The organism is Brevibacillus massiliensis (genome assembly GCF_000311785.1).
Taxonomy (GTDB): Bacteria; Bacillota; Bacilli; order Brevibacillales; family Brevibacillaceae; genus Brevibacillus_C; species Brevibacillus_C massiliensis.
In genome coordinates this window covers 190,590-205,612 of the sequence record NZ_HE978539.1, presented here as the reverse complement: position 1 = coordinate 205,612, position 15,023 = coordinate 190,590, and the positions used below count along the sequence as shown (strand labels likewise).

Below are 15,023 nucleotides of genomic sequence, written 5' to 3'. Positions count from 1 at the left end.
CAAACCGTATGTTTTTGTCCCATATAAAGTAGTACAATAACAGTAAATGATACGTAAGTAGGGGGATGCTATGGAGGACGTAGAGAAGGTTCTGCAGGCGATTGCGGGGTTGCAAAGCGAAATACGCGAGTTCAAAATCGACATGCACGAGTTTAAAAACGAAATGTACGAATTTAAAAACGAAATGTACGAGTTTAAAAACGAAATGTACGAGTTTAAAAACGAAATGTACGATCGGTTTGATCAATTGGAAAAGAAGGTTGACCAGATTCAGGTACAAGTTGCCCATAACACGGAAACAGAGGTTTTATTACGGGAGGTTCAAGACACTGTAAAAGAACACCACACTGACATAAAGCTGCTGAAAAAAGTAATTGCGAATTAAACGAGCGGAGGGATGCCAATGAAAAGGCATCCCGGGAATAGGGGCAAATCCTTCTTCAGCTCACAGTGCATTTTCAGCCAGAGGTCCATTTCAAATGCGGCACAAGAATCATCGTAGTCAACTTTCACGTTAAATTCTTGACAGGCATTTGGTTTGTTTTGGCGAGAATTATATTGACTATCCTCGTCCCCGCGGCTCCGTCCGCCCCACGAAGTGTCTCCTTATCCGAAAGTTCTCAAACGTGAAGACATTCACGATTCCGATTCAGAAATGATGTGTAATATGATGTGCCCTAACGTAATTTTCCACTCTAGTCACCCATTCTAATTCCAATCCCATAAGAAACACTTTAGATAATTATTCCTATATAGGTTTCCAAGTGACTGAGTGCTAGCACTAGTCAAGTTACGTAGACAAATACCTTGGCAAGCGACCAGGACCATTCCAATATTAACCACTTCGCTGTGCCGCTTGCCATTAAAAAAGATTTATGGAGGTAGCCATCAATATAAATACAATCAGAAGAGGAATCCGCTTATATTCAGCTCCATAAACACCGATTACCGTCATGATATTGCTTGCATTTATACCAACTAGGACGACAATTCTTACAAATTAATGAAACAGTTGCTCCGATAATCGTCTTGCGAACAGACGCTGCAAGCATTCACGTTTGTTCTAATAAACCGACACTAAGCATCATAATCATACCCAATCCAAATGGTGCCAAAAAGCTTCTGTTGCTGCTTTAGAAGCTTTTAAATACGTAATGGAGACTTCCATTTTTCCATGATAAACGAGAAAACCATCAAATCTTATCTGGAGGAATGATGACTAATTTCATGAATCATCGGGGGAGCTACAAGGCTCATGAGGCCTCGAAACGAACGGTGAAATACATATGGGAAATCACTGTTGATTTCCAACGGATCTGTTAAGTTGCCGGAGTTAGTCTGGCCACGAATCGACTTTTTGAGATATCCCCCCCCGATTATTACAGAACTGAGCTCCACGCAAAAAGCCTCTTCCATCTGCCTGTAAAAGACAATGAAAGAGGCTTCTATGTACCGTATTATGCCAAGAACCGCATCGCGATGCGGTTTTTCACTGTAATGGTGCCCCCACGCGGAATCGAACCACGAACTGATCATTACGAGTGATCTGTTATACCGTTTAACTATAGGGGCAACTCATTTGTTGTTGGGATGGTGCGGTCGAGAGGACTTGAACCTCCACGGTGTTGCCACCACTAGAACCTGAATCTAGCGCGTCTGCCAATTCCGCCACGACCGCATTCGATGAAATTCTTTTAAGCTCAGCGACAGAAATTAATATACCATCTATTCTTTTGAAAGTCAATAATAAAACTTACCTTTTTTGAAGAAAACATTGTGAAGGATTTCGGAGTAATTTGTCGAATCTTGTCCAAATGCTAGAGCAAGGGTCGGATGTTGGGAAAGGAGTCGATTTGGAGCTATGATGAAGTTTATCTTTCGGCTGCCTGTATTGGTTGTTACTGTCGCCGTCTGCTTACTCTTCTTAACGCTCTTGTTCCTTTTCAACTTAAACCAAATAAGATCGTCAAACTCTATATCGGACAACAACGTTCGGATCGCTCTGCTGCTGGAAGGCCCCACTTACGATCAAGGCTGGAACAGCACTGCACTTGAAAGCTTGCAGCAGTTGGCGGATAAGTACGAGTTCGATCTGACCGTAGCCGCTAATATGAAAGCCGAAGAGATATTTTCTGCCGCAACGGCGTTCGCAAAACAGGGGTACAATCTGGTGATTGGGCACGGCGTAGTATTTTCGTCCCCCTTCACGGCTGCCGCCTCCCGCTTTCCGCAGACGCACTTTGTCACGCTCAACGGGACAGCCAGTTACCCGAACCAGACGGTAATCCGCTACGACATGTGGTCCGCTGGTTATTTAGTAGGCAAATTTGCTGCCATGATGAGCAAAAACCACAAGGTTGCCTATCTGTCCGTCGACAAACCGCATGAAACGGCTCAGCAGGAGGGGTTTAAGGCTGGCGTGGTGTCCGCCGACGATTCGACTGTCGCCTACGTCCAGAAGATCCCCGACTTTTCATCGAAGGATCTGGCGGTGCAAGCCACTCGCAAGCTGATCCAAGACGGGGTGGACGTGATCTACACGACCGGCGACAGTTATAATTTGCCCGTTATTACGGAGGCCCAAAAGGCGAATATTTACGTCATAGGCTACATCAGTGACCAGCGCTTTATCGCCCCCAACCACGTCCTGACCAGCTTGATCCTGGATGTGAACCAGGTATATGAGAATCTGATTCAGCGGTACTTGAAAGATCAATTGCCGACTGGCGAAATCTACTATGGCTTGGCGGAAGGCGGGGTGCATTTGGGTCCGTACGGTCCGATGGTCCCCAATTCCATCAAGGAAAAAATAAATTTTGAAATACAGCGATTGTAAGAAAAAACGATCGAACCCATCTCGAAGAAGCAGTCAAGGTCTTCGAGAATAAAGCAAGAAATACACCTCCAGGAGGCAACAAGCATGTCTCGCTTTCGTTCTCTGGGATTTCGCAAACAAATGATGCTTAGCTACTTTGTCATGGTACTCTTGATCTGCTTTCTTGCCGGCTTGTTCAGTTATCAAATGACCGGCCTGATCTCGCAGGAGATGCTCCTTGCCCAGAAGATACAACCGCTGACGAGCACATTGGTGGAAGTGAAAAACCAGCTGTACAGCAAAACCTTTAACCTGAATATGTACATCGCGACGCAGCAGCCTGCTTACCTGCAAAAATACGAAGCGCAATTAATCAACAACAACCAGCTTAACCTGCTGCAAAAGACAAAAGAAAATGAGGAACTCTTTCTTGTCATTGACCTGATACGCGATCTGGATTTCATCTTTTTGAATAAAATCAACCCTCTGCTGCAAGAGGAAAACGTACAAGCCATCAATTACGTTTTGAAAGAAGACGTGGAGCCGCGAATCTCCCGGCTGGAACACGGGATGAACAAGTCGCTCCGCTTGTTGGAACAGCAGACCGAATGGGAATTCGAGAAAACGAACGACAGCCTGCATGCCTCCTTGAGGATTACCTACACACTCTCCGTCATCTCCATTCTGTTCGGCACTTTTTGCGCACTGTACTTCCGCCGTCAGCTCCTTCTCCCGATTCAATCCTTGATTACCGAGGTACGCAAAGTATCAAGCGGCACATTTGGCCAAAAAGTAAACTGCAGCGAGCATGATGAATTTTACGAGTTAGCGCAAGAGTTCAGCAAAATGTCGCAAAACATTTCGGAACTGTTTCAACAGGCACTTGAGCAGCGGCTGGTGTTGGAAACGGAAAAAATTGTTCGACAGCAAATTCTCGATTCACTGCCAGTCGGGGTGATCACCTGCCATTACCCGACCTCGGAAATTCACATGAATGAAAAGGCGAAGGAACTGGTCATATTGGACGAGCGCTTTTTCCCGCTGTCCCCGGAAGGCTCGATTTCGCCATGGGAGCAGCCGGCTGCGGAGGAAGCCGACTGCTGGTTTGAAAATCGCAAAATCATCCTGTACCACAAGAGAGGCGGCACCTTTTCCGCTCTGGTCTCCTACGCCCCGCTCCTGGACAAGGACCGGGAGACGATCGGCTGGATTGTCGTTCTGACAGATATCACCGAGCAAGAAAAGGTCCAGGAATTTATCAACCAGTCGGAAAAGTTGTCCCTTGTCGGCAAACTGGCTGCCGGCGCCGCCCACGAAATCCGCAACCCGTTAACCGTGATTTACGGATTTATCCAGCTGCTGATGGGAACATTGACGGAAGATGAGAAGAAAGCGTACCACATTCCACTGATTTTAAAGGAAATTGAACGAGTAAATCAAATCGTTACCGAAATGCTGCAGCTTTCCAAACCATCGCGGCCTGATTATCGCAACGTGACGATCGGGGAAATCTTTGGGTCCATCCTGCCTCTAATGAAGGGAGAGGCACTGCTGCACAATATCGAAATGATCGAATTGTACGATCGGGAGATAACCATTCAAGCAGATGTGGAGCAATTAAAGCAAATTCTTCTGAATCTGATAAAAAATGGAATAGAGGCTATGCCGAATGGAGGTACGCTCTCCATCGACAGCAAAAAACAGAACGGGATGGTGTACTTGTCAATCCGGGATACCGGGATCGGAATCTCTGCCGACATCCTGCCTCACGTCTTTGATCCTTTTTTCTCCTTTAAAGAACAGGGAACGGGACTTGGCCTGTCCATCTCCATGCAAATGGTCAAAAACCACGGTGGAAATATTCACATCGAAAGCCAGGAAGGAGAAGGGACGACAGTCGTCATCTCGCTACCGGTCAGCCCGGTCGGCCTCTGCACTTGACAGGCTGTTTGCCCGACGCAGCCAGTCAAACATTTTGACCGTGTACTCTTGGATCTGTGCGGAATCAAACAAGTGTGCCGCCCCTTCAACCAGCCACAGCTCATGCGGTTTGTTGTGGGCGGCCAACGCCTCGGCCAACTTCACAGCATGTGTTTTGCTTACGTTTTCGTCCTCCGTCCCATGGATGATCAAGACCGGACACGAAACCTCGCCTGCGCGGTAGACGGGGGATCGCTCCAGGTACGCCTGCCGGTTTTTTACCGGATGACCGACAACCCGCCGGAGCATCCTGCGCAAATCCACCCGTTCCTGATACGTCAGAAACAGATCGCATACCCCTGCCCAGATCACGGCACTGTGAAAGCCAGGGCATTCGATGGCCGCCAAGAGCGCCATCATTCCCCCGCGCGAAAAGCCGTACAAGCTGATTTGGTCGGCAAGAACCCAGGGAGAAGCCTTGAGCAAATCAAAAGCGGCATACACGTCGTGACGTTCCGCTCCGCCAAACTCATCTCTCCCCTCCGTTCCTTCATTTCCCCGGTAATGAGGGGCAAAAACGAGGTAACCAAAAGCCGCCATTTGCGAGATCCGCTCCACGCGGACTTTGCCAATCTCCTTCATCCCGCCCCGACAGTACAGCAAAGCCGGAAAAGGACCCGCTCCATCCGGCACGGCCATAGCGGCCTTGACGCGCAGGCCCTGGCTTTCATACGTGACCGTGTACAACCTTACCCCCGGTTGGACCGGCTCCAACTCTTCTTGTTCCACGATCATTCGCCGCTCACCTCCTCGCTCACTTGCGGCTTTGCCTATGATGATAACTTTCCCCAAATACAAAGAAGAGGAACGAAGCGTTCCTCTTCACTCAGCGTATTATGAAAGGCCTAGTAGCCTCGTTTACTCTGCTTTTTGTTGATGGTGGCGAGATTTTCTTCACTGTGCTTCAGCCACTTCTTCAATTTGTCCTCAAAGGAACTGGCACTGTCCCGTTTGTTGTAGCCGCCGCGAGGGCCTCCGCCACGGCGATCATCACGAGAGCTGGTCTCTGACGCCGGCAATGCGGCGCGAACGGAAAGCGAGATTTTTCCAGCATCATCGATGGAGAGCACTTTTACTTTAACGGTATCTCCAACGGAAAAGTGTTCATTAATATCCTTGACAAATCCGTTAGCTACTTGGGAAATATGAACCAAGCCTTGTTCTGTGTCAGTCACGGCAACGAACATCCCAAACGGTTTGATCGCTGTCACTTTCCCTTCAATGATGCTTCCCACTTCTACTGCCATCAAGTTTGCACTCCTTTTAGCTTTTCAAAAAATAACGTCTGGCTCAATTTCTAAGTATAGCAGAGAATACGCAATAAAGAAAAGCCTGTTTTCTCCCCGGCAAGCCTCGTACATCCATTTTCCAACTGTCGTCTGCACTGTCGGCAACATTCCTCTGAAGGGTCCTCCTTCCTTATTTTTCATGAACCGGCAACCCAAACCGGATACTGTTTCTTTCGATTTTTTTAAAGAGAGGCTAAAAATCGTCATAAGGGAATATATTGACTACGTTAAATTTTTGCATTATACTGCAAAAAGTACATCTGGCATGCCACATGCCTTATACCTAATGCCACATACCTCATACCTCATACCGAAAAGATTGGAAAGGAGGGGAACAGGTGCGTCTTGGGAAGATTCATCAACCGCGTTTGTTTAAACAACAGGCTTATGAAGAGATCAAAAACGCCATCATTAATCACGCCATCCTGCCTGGCGAAGCACTGTACGAACGAAATTTGAGCGAAAGCCTGGGCATCAGCCGAACACCGATCCGAGAGGCCATTCAACTCTTGGAAATTGAGGGGTGGGTAAAATCTGTCCCCCGCAAAGGAACGTTTGTCAGCCATATTTTGCGAGAAGACGTAGAGGATGTATTGCAGCTTCGTTGGGCAATTGAAGGATTGATCATGGAGCTGATCATTCCGAAGATCACCGACGAACAAATCGCGCTCGCAGAAAAGGTTTACCTTCAGCAATCTGAGCATATTGCGGATCACAAGACATTTATCTCGATAGATAAAGACTTTCACAACTACTTCGCAGAATTGTGCGGAAATCGCCGCGTGCTCTCCCTGATGCAAACGATTAGCGATCAAATGCGCTGGTTTGGCGTACAGGCGCTCAATCTTCCTGGCCGAAACGAGCAGACCCTCCAGGAACACGCGAGGATCCTGAATGCAGTGAAAAAACGAGATCTGGCGGAAGCAAAGCAGGCCATTGCCCATCACTTAAATCAAACCCGGGTAGCGATCATGTTCAATCTGGATCAAATGGGAGGTCATCAATGATGAACATCAGGATCAAGATCGATCACTTGGACAAAGGAACGGAGGAACAGACGTGCCAGGTTAAGAGCGTTTACGTCGTCGGCTACGGGGGGCGGGATCAGGAAAAAGTGCAGGAACACATCCACGAGCTGGCAGAAATTGGCGTCGCTCCCCCGCCGACTGTGCCGACCATCTATCCTCATCCGGTAACCGCATTGACCTTCGAGGAGGTGATAACGGTAACAGGTAAACAGACCTCAGGCGAAGCGGAATACGTACTGATGCACAACGGGACAGAGTGGTTGGTTACCGTGGGAAGCGATCACACCGATCGCCATCTGGAAAAAGAAGACATCCAAAAGTCAAAGGAAACATGCCCCAAGCCGCTGAGTAACACCTTCTGGCGATTGCAGGACGTGGAACAGCACTGGGATCAGCTGATCTTGCGCTGTTGGGTAACGGACGCAGCGGGGAGACGACTGTATCAAGACCACAACCTGACTGCGCTCCTCCCTGTTAAGGATCTCCTGGAAAAGTTGGCCGGTTTTGGCTATCACGATCTTGCCGACACCGTTATTTTCTCCGGAACGGTACCTACGCTTGAAGGCTTTGTTTATGGCGACAAGTTTGAAATGGAACTGTATGATCCGATCTTGCTTCGATCGCTAAGCAGCTCTTACTCTGTTGTGATTCAGGAGGGATGAAGATGAAGATTGCCTTAATCCAAATGGATCTGCAAATTGGCGAACCTGACTACAACTATGAGCACGCTGGCCGCCTCATGGAGAAGGCGATGCCGGGACAGCCGGAACTGATTATTCTGCCGGAGATGTGGAACACCGGGTACGCCCTGGAAAAAGCGGAGCAGATTGCCGATGCCGACGGCCAACGAACCAGGGAAATGTTTTCTTCCTTTGCGAAGGAAAACCGGGTGATGGTGTTAGCTGGCAGCGTGCTCTACCGTGACACCGCAAGCGGCGACATCACCAATACCATGCTGCTCTTTGATGATGCGGGCAAAGAGGTGCTGCGCTACGACAAAATGCACCTGTTCCGCCTAATGGATGAAGATCAATACTTAAAAGCCGGCAGCTCATTTGCCTTGTTTGACTGTAAAGGCACTACTTTCGGCGCCATGATCTGCTATGATCTGCGCTTCCCGCAGCTGTCCCGCAGACTAGTCAAGGAAGGTGCCAAAATTCTGATCAACGTGGCCCAATGGCCGACAGCTCGCGTCGATCACTGGAGAACCTTGCTTACTGCCCGGGCGATTGAAAATCAAGCCTACATGATTGCCGTCAACCGCTGCGGGGAAAGCCGGGGCACTGCCTTCCCGGGAAGCTCTATGGTGATCGACCCGTGGGGAGAAATCCTGCTGTCTGCAGACGACCGTGAGCAAATCTGCCATATTGAGATCGATTTAGGCAAAGTAGACGAAATTCGCAAAAAAATCCCTGTATTTGACGATCAGCGACTTGATCTTTACGGGGTGTAAACAGCAGAGCCCGACCGAAATAAACAAACAAAATCATCATATACAAATTGTCTACATAAGGGGGAAGTATAGCAATGCGAAAGTTCAAACTCTTAACGGGGATTCTCAGCACCACTCTGGTCTTGACCGCACTCGCAGGTTGTTCAGGCGGAGGTTCATCAGAACCGGCTGGCGGACAAGCTGGCGAGCAGCCTGCTCAAACCATTCAAATCAAGCTCGCCCATACCGGATCGGAAACCCATCAATACCATATTGGGGCGGAAATATTCAAGAAGGAATTGGAGTCGCTCAGCAACAACACCATCAAGGTAAATATTCATCCGAACGCAACCTTGGGCAACGAAAAGGATGCAGTTGAAGGGGTAATGAACGGAATCATCGATATGTCCGTCCAAGCTGCCGAAAGCTCGTTTGCCAACGTTGTTCCGGAGATGAATGTATTTGGCATTCCGTTCCTGTTTAAAGACAGCGACCACGTATACAAAGTGCTGGACGGAGATATCGGCAAAAGCCTGCTGCAAAAAGCAGACGAAAAGGGAATGAAAGCCCTCGGATTCTGGGAAGTAGGCTTCCGCAACATGACCACAAAGTCAACTCCCATCAATACTCCTGCCGACATGAAGGGGTTAAAAGTACGCGTTCAACCCGCCCCTGTATGGCAAGAGTTTATGAAATCCTTGGGCGCCAACCCGACACCGGTCGAATTTAACGAGCTCTACAGCGCACTTGAGCAAGGAACCGTCGATGGTCAAGAAAATCCGATTGCCACGATCATGTCAATGAAGTTTTACGAGGTGCAAAAACAACTGGCACTGACCGCTCACACCTACACACCTGCTGTTGTCATCATGAGCAATAAAGCCTATAACTCGCTGAATGACGAGCAAAAACAATGGGTAGCGGAAGCAGTCCAAAAAGCGGCACAAGAACAGCGTAAAATTTTGTCCGACAAGGAAGCACAATCCATCGAAGAACTGAAACAACACGGAGTGAACATAACCGAGCCTGATCGGGCAGCATTCGCCGAAGCAACGAGCGGCGTAGCCAAAGTACTCGCTGACAAAGTACCTCAGGAACTGATCGATCAAATCAAAGCCGCAGCTGAATAATGCAGCACGCCAAGCATGAATAACCTTTGCTAAAAGTCTCCACGGCGTTGTCGAGTTCCTCTTCAGACGATGTTTTCATGCGGGATAAGGAAGCCGGCCCAAGGGCCCCTTTCTTATCCTGTAAATAGGGGCTGCGCGGGCAGTCCTTATTTACATGGAAGAGCGGGAAAATTATTTGACTGGAGCGTGTCCACAATGAAGCGACTGGCTAAAAATTGGTTGGAGATCTTAACCTGTCTTTGTCTGTCTACCCTTGTTGTTACGGTATTTTTACAGGTTCTGTTCAGGTTTGTGATAAAACTTCCTGCTCCCTGGACCGAAGAAGTAACACGCATCGCCTTTGTCTACATGGTTTTTCTTGGGGCTGGACTGGGAGTAAAATACCAGCGTCATCTGACAGTAGACGTACTGGGGGCTGTACCAGCCAACCTGCGGAAATGGATCGTCAGCATCGGCTACGTTCTCAGTATCGCATTCGTTGGAGTCCTGATTTACTACGGTGCAAAACACACCGTCAACTCCAAGCTGGCAACGACACCAACGCTTGAGCTCTCCCTCTCCTACCTGTATATGATCATCCCCATTTCCGGTCTGATTATGTTGTATTACCTGTTGAAAAACATGATTGCTGAAATTCGCAACCGGGAGGTGAACTAGGGTGATTTGGCTGATCGGACTTCTCTTTGCACTTTTTTTGCTTCGCATCCCCATTGCTTACGGAATCGGCATCACCTCATTGGTTGGTCTCTTAATCAGCGGCACGGATTTGATTGTCGTCGCCCAAAAAACATTTTCCGGGGTCGACTCGTTTTCCTTAATCGCCATCCCCCTGTTCGTACTGGCTGGCGAACTGATGACAGTGGGCGGCATTTCCAAACGCCTGGTCTCCTTTGCAAGTTTGCTTGTTGGCCATCTGCCGGCTGGACTGGCGATGGTAGCCGTGTTGGCATGCACGTTTTTCTCGGCGATCTCCGGTTCGGCGATCGCTGACGCCGCAGCAATCGGCGGCATTCTGATTCCGGCAATGGTGGCACAGGGATATGATCGCCGCTTCTCTGCGTCACTGGTTGCTTCTGCGTCGACGATCGGCCCGGTAATTCCGCCATCGATCCCGCTCATCCTGTATGGTGTCATGGCCAGCGTATCCATTGGCGATTTGTTCCTGGCGGGGATTATCCCTGGTTTATTGATGGCCTTGGCGCTCATGTTTTACGTTTATTTCTACGGCAAAAAGAACAATATCAGAGGGCGCGAAAAAATGGCCTCGGCCAAAGAACTCCTGGTGGGATTGAAAGATGCTTTTCTCGCGCTGCTTTTGCCAGTGATTATCATCGGCGGTTTTCGCACAGGGATCTTTACCGCAACCGAATCCGGCGTGATTGCCGTGGTGTACGCTTTCGTCATCGGCGCATTCGTCTATCGTGAATTGAAATGGAAAGATATAAAGAACGTATTGCTTGAAACCGTCATTAGTTCAGCAACAATCCTGTTCGTTATCGGCAACGCCACGCTGTTTACCTGGCTGCTAGCCTTTCACGACATTCCTGCCCAGCTTGGCAGCATGGTCTCGTCTTTATCCAACGAACCGTGGGTACTCTTGCTGTTGATCAACATCGTCCTGTTGATTGCCGGTACGTTTATCGACACGATCAGCGCATTGACAATCTTCACCCCGCTGTTTCTGCCGTTGGTTACGGCCGTCGGTGTCGATCCCGTCCACTTTGGAATCATTCTGGCGGTTAACCTGACGATCGGGATGATTACCCCGCCGCTGGGTGTCTGCTTGTTTGTGACATCTTCGATTGCCAAGGTCAATTTGGCACAGATGATCAGACCGCTTGCCCCGATGATCGGGGTCCTGCTGATCGTCCTCGGTCTGGTCACCTATTGGGACGATGTCAGTCTCTTGCTGCCAAATCTGGTAGCCGGCAAGTAACAAAGCGTTTATACCATCATCTATCAGAAACTGAACGGAGGGGGCCTCGTCCCCTCCCTTTTTGCTTTCCTGATGGTTTTAACAAATGACCCAGCTGCCAGGCAATAGTTTCCCTTTCCCGGCTACCCAACATTTGGTACAATGATCGTAACGAATTTATGACAGCGATTACATCCACAAAAAAGGGAATCTTCCGAAAAAAAGTTGATAGAGTGGGAGGGAATTACATGGCACAAATTTTTACATCTTATTCCGAGATTGTAGCCGATATCCACGACGGCGCTACGCTCCTCGTCGGCGGCTTTGGGTTGGTCGGTATTCCCGAAAACCTGATCATCGCGCTAAGGGACAAGGGGGTCAAAAATGTAACCGTCGTTTCCAATAACTGCGGTGTCGATGACTGGGGACTCGGTCTCATGCTGCGTGAAAAGCAGATAAAAAAAATGATCTCCTCTTACGTGGGCGAAAACAAGGAATTTGAGCGCCAGTTCCTCTCCGGCGAACTGGAGGTGGAGCTTACTCCCCAAGGGACTCTCGCCGAGCGCATCCGGGCTGGCGGAGCCGGTATCCCCGCATTTTACACGCCTGCCGGTGTCGGCACTCCGATCGCGGAAGGGCGGGAAACGCGGGTATTTGACGGCAAGGAGTATCTGCTTGAGAGGGGCATTACGGGTGACTTTGCCCTGATCAAAGCGTGGAAGGCGGATAAGCTGGGCAACCTGGTTTACCGTAAAACAGCGCAAAACTTTAATCCGATGATGGCTGCCGCCGGAAAAGTAACCATCGTTGAGGTAGAAGAAATTGTCGAAGTGGGTGAACTTGATCCGGAACACATTCACACACCCAGCATCTACGTCCAGCGCCTGATCCAGGCCCCCCGCTTTGAGAAGCGAATCGAACGGCTCACCGTACAAAAATAAGCGAAAAAGAGGAGGATTTTCATGGCACTTACTCGCGAACAAGTGGCAATGCGGGCAGCCCGGGAAATTCAGGACGGCTTCTACGTCAATCTCGGAATCGGCATGCCGACGATGGTCGCCAATTATATCCCTGAAGGAATGAACGTGGTGCTGCAATCGGAAAACGGGCTGCTTGGCATCGGCCCCTACCCGACCGAGTCGGAAGTTGATCCCGACCTGATTAACGCCGGAAAAGAAACGGTTACCGCAATCCCGGGCGCCGCTTACTTCTCCAGCGCAGAATCGTTCGCCATGATCCGCGGCGGCCACATAGACCTGGCGATTCTGGGGGCGATGGAGGTGTCCGCTGAGGGCGATTTGGCCAACTGGATGATTCCGGGTAAAATGGTAAAGGGAATGGGCGGCGCCATGGACTTGGTTCACGGCGCCAAGAAGATTGTCGTCATCATGGAGCACGTCAACAAACACGGCGAACCGAAGATCTTGAACCAATGCGCGCTGCCGCTCACGGGCAAAAAGGTAGTAAACCGGATCATAACGGACCGCGCCGTGCTGGATGTGACTCCGGAAGGATTACTGCTGGTGGAAGTCGCCCCGGGGTATACGCCGGAAGATATCCAGTCTTGCACGCAGCCTCCCCTGCGTGTGTCCGATCAGCTCAAGACCATTTCCTTATAAAAAAAGCTTCAATTGAAGCCATCTATCCTGTAAAAATGCTGTTGGCAAAGATCAACTCCAACTGCCTGATTGGGCAATGGGAGTTGGTCTTTTCGAAAGGATGTTCCCTATGTCTGCGGTTGGTTGTTTAATCCTCCACGGCTTTGCCGGCGACGTTTACGAAGTTCTGCCTCTGGCTGAAGCTCTACAAGAGCAGGGCTATGTCATTGAATGCCCTACGCTCGCAGGGCACGGTGCCGGGCGCCGCGCACTGAGTCAAAGCAGGCGTTCCGACTGGATCAATTCAGCCGTAGAAGCGTACAAACGGCTGAGCCTGCGATGCGATAAAATCGCAGTAATCGGCTTCTCCATGGGCGGCCTGCTCGCCCTGCAGATTGCCTCCCGCCATCCCGTGCACCACCTGTTCACGCTCAACACCCCTTTTTACTACTGGGATATCAAGCAGGCTGCCGTTAATCTGCGGGACGATTTTCGCACCCATTTCACCCGTTACGTAAACGGAATGGCAAAATTCCCTATACGGAGCATGCTGGAATTTCGCATGCTCCTGGCGGAAACGAAGCAACTGCTGCCTCAGGTCACATGTCCTTATGTGATCGTACAGGGAGAGAAGGACGACACGGTACAGGCGGTCAGCGCCCGCCACTTGCAAAAACACGCCGGAAGTGAGGACACGCGTCTCCTCTCCTTCCCCGAATCGGGGCACCTGATCCTGCACGGACCTGAGGCAGGAGAAGTGATCAAACACGTATCCGAGATCCTGAAAGAACGAATGAAGTAGCAGCAGGAAGCGAGCTGCAATACAAACCAAGACCGTCGTCTCTCCTTTTAAGGAAAGACGACGGTCTTGTTGTCGTAGACCAGAACGCGATCTTCCAGGTGCCAGGTGACCGCCTGTGCCAAGACGGTACGCTCGATTTGCCGCCCCTTCATTTTAAGCGCCTCGACATCGTCCCGATGGGTCACCCGCTGAACGTCTTGTTCGATGATCGGACCTGCGTCAAGCTCCTCCGTCACGTAGTGGGCAGTAGCCCCGATCAGTTTTACGCCGCGCTTGTACGCCTGATCGTACGGCTTTGCGCCGACAAACGCCGGCAGGAAGGAGTGATGGATATTGATGATCCGCTGCGGATAATCCCGCAGGAACTGAGGTGAGAGGATCTGCATGTAGCGGGCCAGAACGATCAGGTCGATATCCTTCAGCAGTTCCATCTGCCGACGCTCTGCCTCGGCCTTAGTCTCGCTCGTGACCGATATCACATGGTAAGGGATGCCAAACGCTTCCACTGTTTCCCTCATATCAGGATGATTGCTGATGACCATTGCGATATCAGCGTGCAGGGCACCAGACTGCCACTGCCAGAGAAGTTCCAACAGGCAGTGATCCTCCTTGGATACGAAGATGGCGATCCGTTTGAGCCTGCGGGCCTCCACGAGCGTCCAGTTCATTTGAAACTGGTCTGCAATCGGTTGAAAACCTCGCTTCAACTCTTCGCATCGTTCCTCTAGATTGGGCAGGTCAAACTCGATCCGCATAAAAAAGCGGCCGCCCTCAGGATCGGTCGAGTATTGATCGGACTGTGAAATGTTAGCGCCGTTTTCGGCTAAAAATCGGGATACAGCGTAGACAATTCCCGGCCGATCCGGGCAGGTGATGAGCATTCGGGCGTGATCCTTGTGTTTTTCCTGGTAGGCGCGCCGCCTGCTGTCTGACAGTTGACTCATTTGTTTCTCTCCTCTATCTCTCGTTGCCGTTTTCCCTTTAGTATAGCACGTATTTTTAGTCAGTCCAAACGATTCCATCCCTTGTATACA

General features: G+C 50.0%; 15 protein-coding genes and 2 tRNA genes. 12 read left to right on the top strand and 5 right to left on the bottom strand.

Annotated elements, in window-relative coordinates:
• Positions 1 to 70 precede the first annotated feature (70 nt).
• Positions 71 to 385 carry a hypothetical protein gene (locus tag HGBM_RS27300; RefSeq protein ID WP_019121315.1) on the top strand — a complete coding sequence of 105 codons (315 nt, stop codon included), beginning with the start codon at positions 71 to 73 and terminating at the stop codon, positions 383 to 385.
• A 1,113-nt stretch (positions 386 to 1,498) separates the two neighbouring features.
• Here HGBM_RS27300 and HGBM_RS11820 read toward each other — a convergent pair.
• Both HGBM_RS11820 and HGBM_RS11815 read right to left on the bottom strand, forming a co-directional pair.
• A tRNA-Thr gene (locus tag HGBM_RS11820) sits at positions 1,499 to 1,572 on the bottom strand.
• 19 nt (positions 1,573 to 1,591) lie between these two features.
• Positions 1,592 to 1,678: transfer RNA gene (locus HGBM_RS11815), tRNA-Leu, on the bottom strand.
• 183 nt (positions 1,679 to 1,861) lie between these two features.
• On the opposite strand from HGBM_RS11815, the gene HGBM_RS11810 reads away from it, so the two are divergent.
• Both HGBM_RS11810 and HGBM_RS11805 read left to right on the top strand, forming a co-directional pair.
• The gene (locus HGBM_RS11810; RefSeq protein ID WP_019121314.1) at positions 1,862 to 2,836 is read left to right on the top strand and encodes a BMP family ABC transporter substrate-binding protein; all 975 of its coding nucleotides are present in this window, start codon (positions 1,862 to 1,864) and stop codon (positions 2,834 to 2,836) included.
• An 84-nt stretch (positions 2,837 to 2,920) separates the two neighbouring features.
• Complete coding sequence (locus HGBM_RS11805; RefSeq protein ID WP_019121313.1) at positions 2,921 to 4,756, top strand: ATP-binding protein; 1,836 nt, start codon at positions 2,921 to 2,923, stop codon at positions 4,754 to 4,756.
• On the opposite strand, the gene HGBM_RS27295 is transcribed toward HGBM_RS11805, so the two are convergent.
• A complete protein-coding gene (locus tag HGBM_RS27295) occupies positions 4,724 to 5,530 on the bottom strand; it encodes an alpha/beta hydrolase family protein (protein ID WP_019121312.1) in 807 nt (268 codons plus the stop codon). The genes HGBM_RS11805 and HGBM_RS27295 overlap by 33 nt on opposite strands.
• Before the next feature lie 110 nt (positions 5,531 to 5,640).
• Complete coding sequence (locus HGBM_RS11795) at positions 5,641 to 6,042, bottom strand: S1 RNA-binding domain-containing protein (protein ID WP_019121311.1); 402 nt, start codon at positions 6,040 to 6,042, stop codon at positions 5,641 to 5,643.
• A gap of 380 nt (positions 6,043 to 6,422) precedes the next feature.
• Between HGBM_RS11795 and HGBM_RS11785 the strand changes: the two genes are divergently transcribed.
• From HGBM_RS11785 to HGBM_RS11745, 9 genes are all read left to right on the top strand, one after another.
• A complete protein-coding gene (locus HGBM_RS11785; RefSeq protein ID WP_019121309.1) occupies positions 6,423 to 7,091 on the top strand; it encodes a GntR family transcriptional regulator in 669 nt (222 codons plus the stop codon).
• The gene (locus HGBM_RS11780) at positions 7,091 to 7,774 is read left to right on the top strand and encodes a DUF2848 family protein (protein ID WP_019121308.1); all 684 of its coding nucleotides are present in this window, start codon (positions 7,091 to 7,093) and stop codon (positions 7,772 to 7,774) included. The genes HGBM_RS11785 and HGBM_RS11780 overlap by 1 nt, the downstream gene beginning before the upstream one ends.
• Before the next feature lie 2 nt (positions 7,775 to 7,776).
• On the top strand, positions 7,777 to 8,565 hold the full coding sequence (locus HGBM_RS11775) for a carbon-nitrogen family hydrolase (protein ID WP_019121307.1): 789 nt from the start codon (positions 7,777 to 7,779) through the stop codon (positions 8,563 to 8,565).
• Between the two features lie 74 nt (positions 8,566 to 8,639).
• On the top strand, positions 8,640 to 9,674 hold the full coding sequence (locus HGBM_RS11770) for a TRAP transporter substrate-binding protein (protein WP_019121306.1): 1,035 nt from the start codon (positions 8,640 to 8,642) through the stop codon (positions 9,672 to 9,674).
• Positions 9,675 to 9,869: 195 nt separating this feature from the next.
• Positions 9,870 to 10,331, top strand: a complete 462-nt coding sequence (locus HGBM_RS30770; RefSeq protein WP_019121305.1) for a TRAP transporter small permease — start codon at positions 9,870 to 9,872, stop codon at positions 10,329 to 10,331.
• 1 nt (position 10,332) lies between these two features.
• The gene (locus HGBM_RS11760) at positions 10,333 to 11,610 is read left to right on the top strand and encodes a TRAP transporter large permease (protein WP_019121304.1); all 1,278 of its coding nucleotides are present in this window, start codon (positions 10,333 to 10,335) and stop codon (positions 11,608 to 11,610) included.
• 227 nt (positions 11,611 to 11,837) lie between these two features.
• Positions 11,838 to 12,530, top strand: coding sequence for a CoA transferase subunit A (locus tag HGBM_RS11755; RefSeq protein WP_019121303.1), 693 nt, complete (start codon positions 11,838 to 11,840; stop codon positions 12,528 to 12,530).
• A gap of 21 nt (positions 12,531 to 12,551) precedes the next feature.
• A complete protein-coding gene (locus HGBM_RS11750; protein WP_019121302.1) occupies positions 12,552 to 13,208 on the top strand; it encodes a CoA transferase subunit B in 657 nt (218 codons plus the stop codon).
• 109 nt (positions 13,209 to 13,317) lie between these two features.
• Positions 13,318 to 13,989 (top strand): alpha/beta hydrolase, encoded by a 672-nt coding sequence (locus HGBM_RS11745; RefSeq protein WP_019121301.1) that lies wholly within the window; start codon positions 13,318 to 13,320, stop codon positions 13,987 to 13,989.
• A gap of 47 nt (positions 13,990 to 14,036) precedes the next feature.
• Here HGBM_RS11745 and purU read toward each other — a convergent pair whose 3' ends face one another.
• Entirely contained in the window at positions 14,037 to 14,933 is an 897-nt protein-coding gene (gene purU, locus HGBM_RS11740) for a formyltetrahydrofolate deformylase (protein ID WP_019121300.1), read from the bottom strand.
• Positions 14,934 to 15,023: the final 90 nt, after the last annotated feature.

What these genes read in the sequence shown, in the direction of transcription:
- HGBM_RS27295 (WP_019121312.1), bottom strand. Translation starts at nt 5,530, where the DNA reads ATGATCGTGGAACAAGAAGAGTTGGAGCCGGTCCAACCGGGGGTAAGG.
- HGBM_RS30770 (WP_019121305.1), top strand. Translation starts at nt 9,870, where the DNA reads ATGAAGCGACTGGCTAAAAATTGGTTGGAGATCTTAACCTGTCTTTGT.
- HGBM_RS11780 (WP_019121308.1), top strand. Translation starts at nt 7,091, where the DNA reads ATGAACATCAGGATCAAGATCGATCACTTGGACAAAGGAACGGAGGAA.
- HGBM_RS27300 (WP_019121315.1), top strand. Translation starts at nt 71, where the DNA reads ATGGAGGACGTAGAGAAGGTTCTGCAGGCGATTGCGGGGTTGCAAAGC.
- HGBM_RS11805 (WP_019121313.1), top strand. Translation starts at nt 2,921, where the DNA reads ATGTCTCGCTTTCGTTCTCTGGGATTTCGCAAACAAATGATGCTTAGC.
- HGBM_RS11770 (WP_019121306.1), top strand. Translation starts at nt 8,640, where the DNA reads ATGCGAAAGTTCAAACTCTTAACGGGGATTCTCAGCACCACTCTGGTC.
- HGBM_RS11775 (WP_019121307.1), top strand. Translation starts at nt 7,777, where the DNA reads ATGAAGATTGCCTTAATCCAAATGGATCTGCAAATTGGCGAACCTGAC.
- HGBM_RS11745 (WP_019121301.1), top strand. Translation starts at nt 13,318, where the DNA reads ATGTCTGCGGTTGGTTGTTTAATCCTCCACGGCTTTGCCGGCGACGTT.
- HGBM_RS11755 (WP_019121303.1), top strand. Translation starts at nt 11,838, where the DNA reads ATGGCACAAATTTTTACATCTTATTCCGAGATTGTAGCCGATATCCAC.
- HGBM_RS11795 (WP_019121311.1), bottom strand. Translation starts at nt 6,042, where the DNA reads ATGGCAGTAGAAGTGGGAAGCATCATTGAAGGGAAAGTGACAGCGATC.
- HGBM_RS11810 (WP_019121314.1), top strand. Translation starts at nt 1,862, where the DNA reads ATGATGAAGTTTATCTTTCGGCTGCCTGTATTGGTTGTTACTGTCGCC.
- purU (WP_019121300.1), bottom strand. Translation starts at nt 14,933, where the DNA reads ATGAGTCAACTGTCAGACAGCAGGCGGCGCGCCTACCAGGAAAAACAC.
- HGBM_RS11750 (WP_019121302.1), top strand. Translation starts at nt 12,552, where the DNA reads ATGGCACTTACTCGCGAACAAGTGGCAATGCGGGCAGCCCGGGAAATT.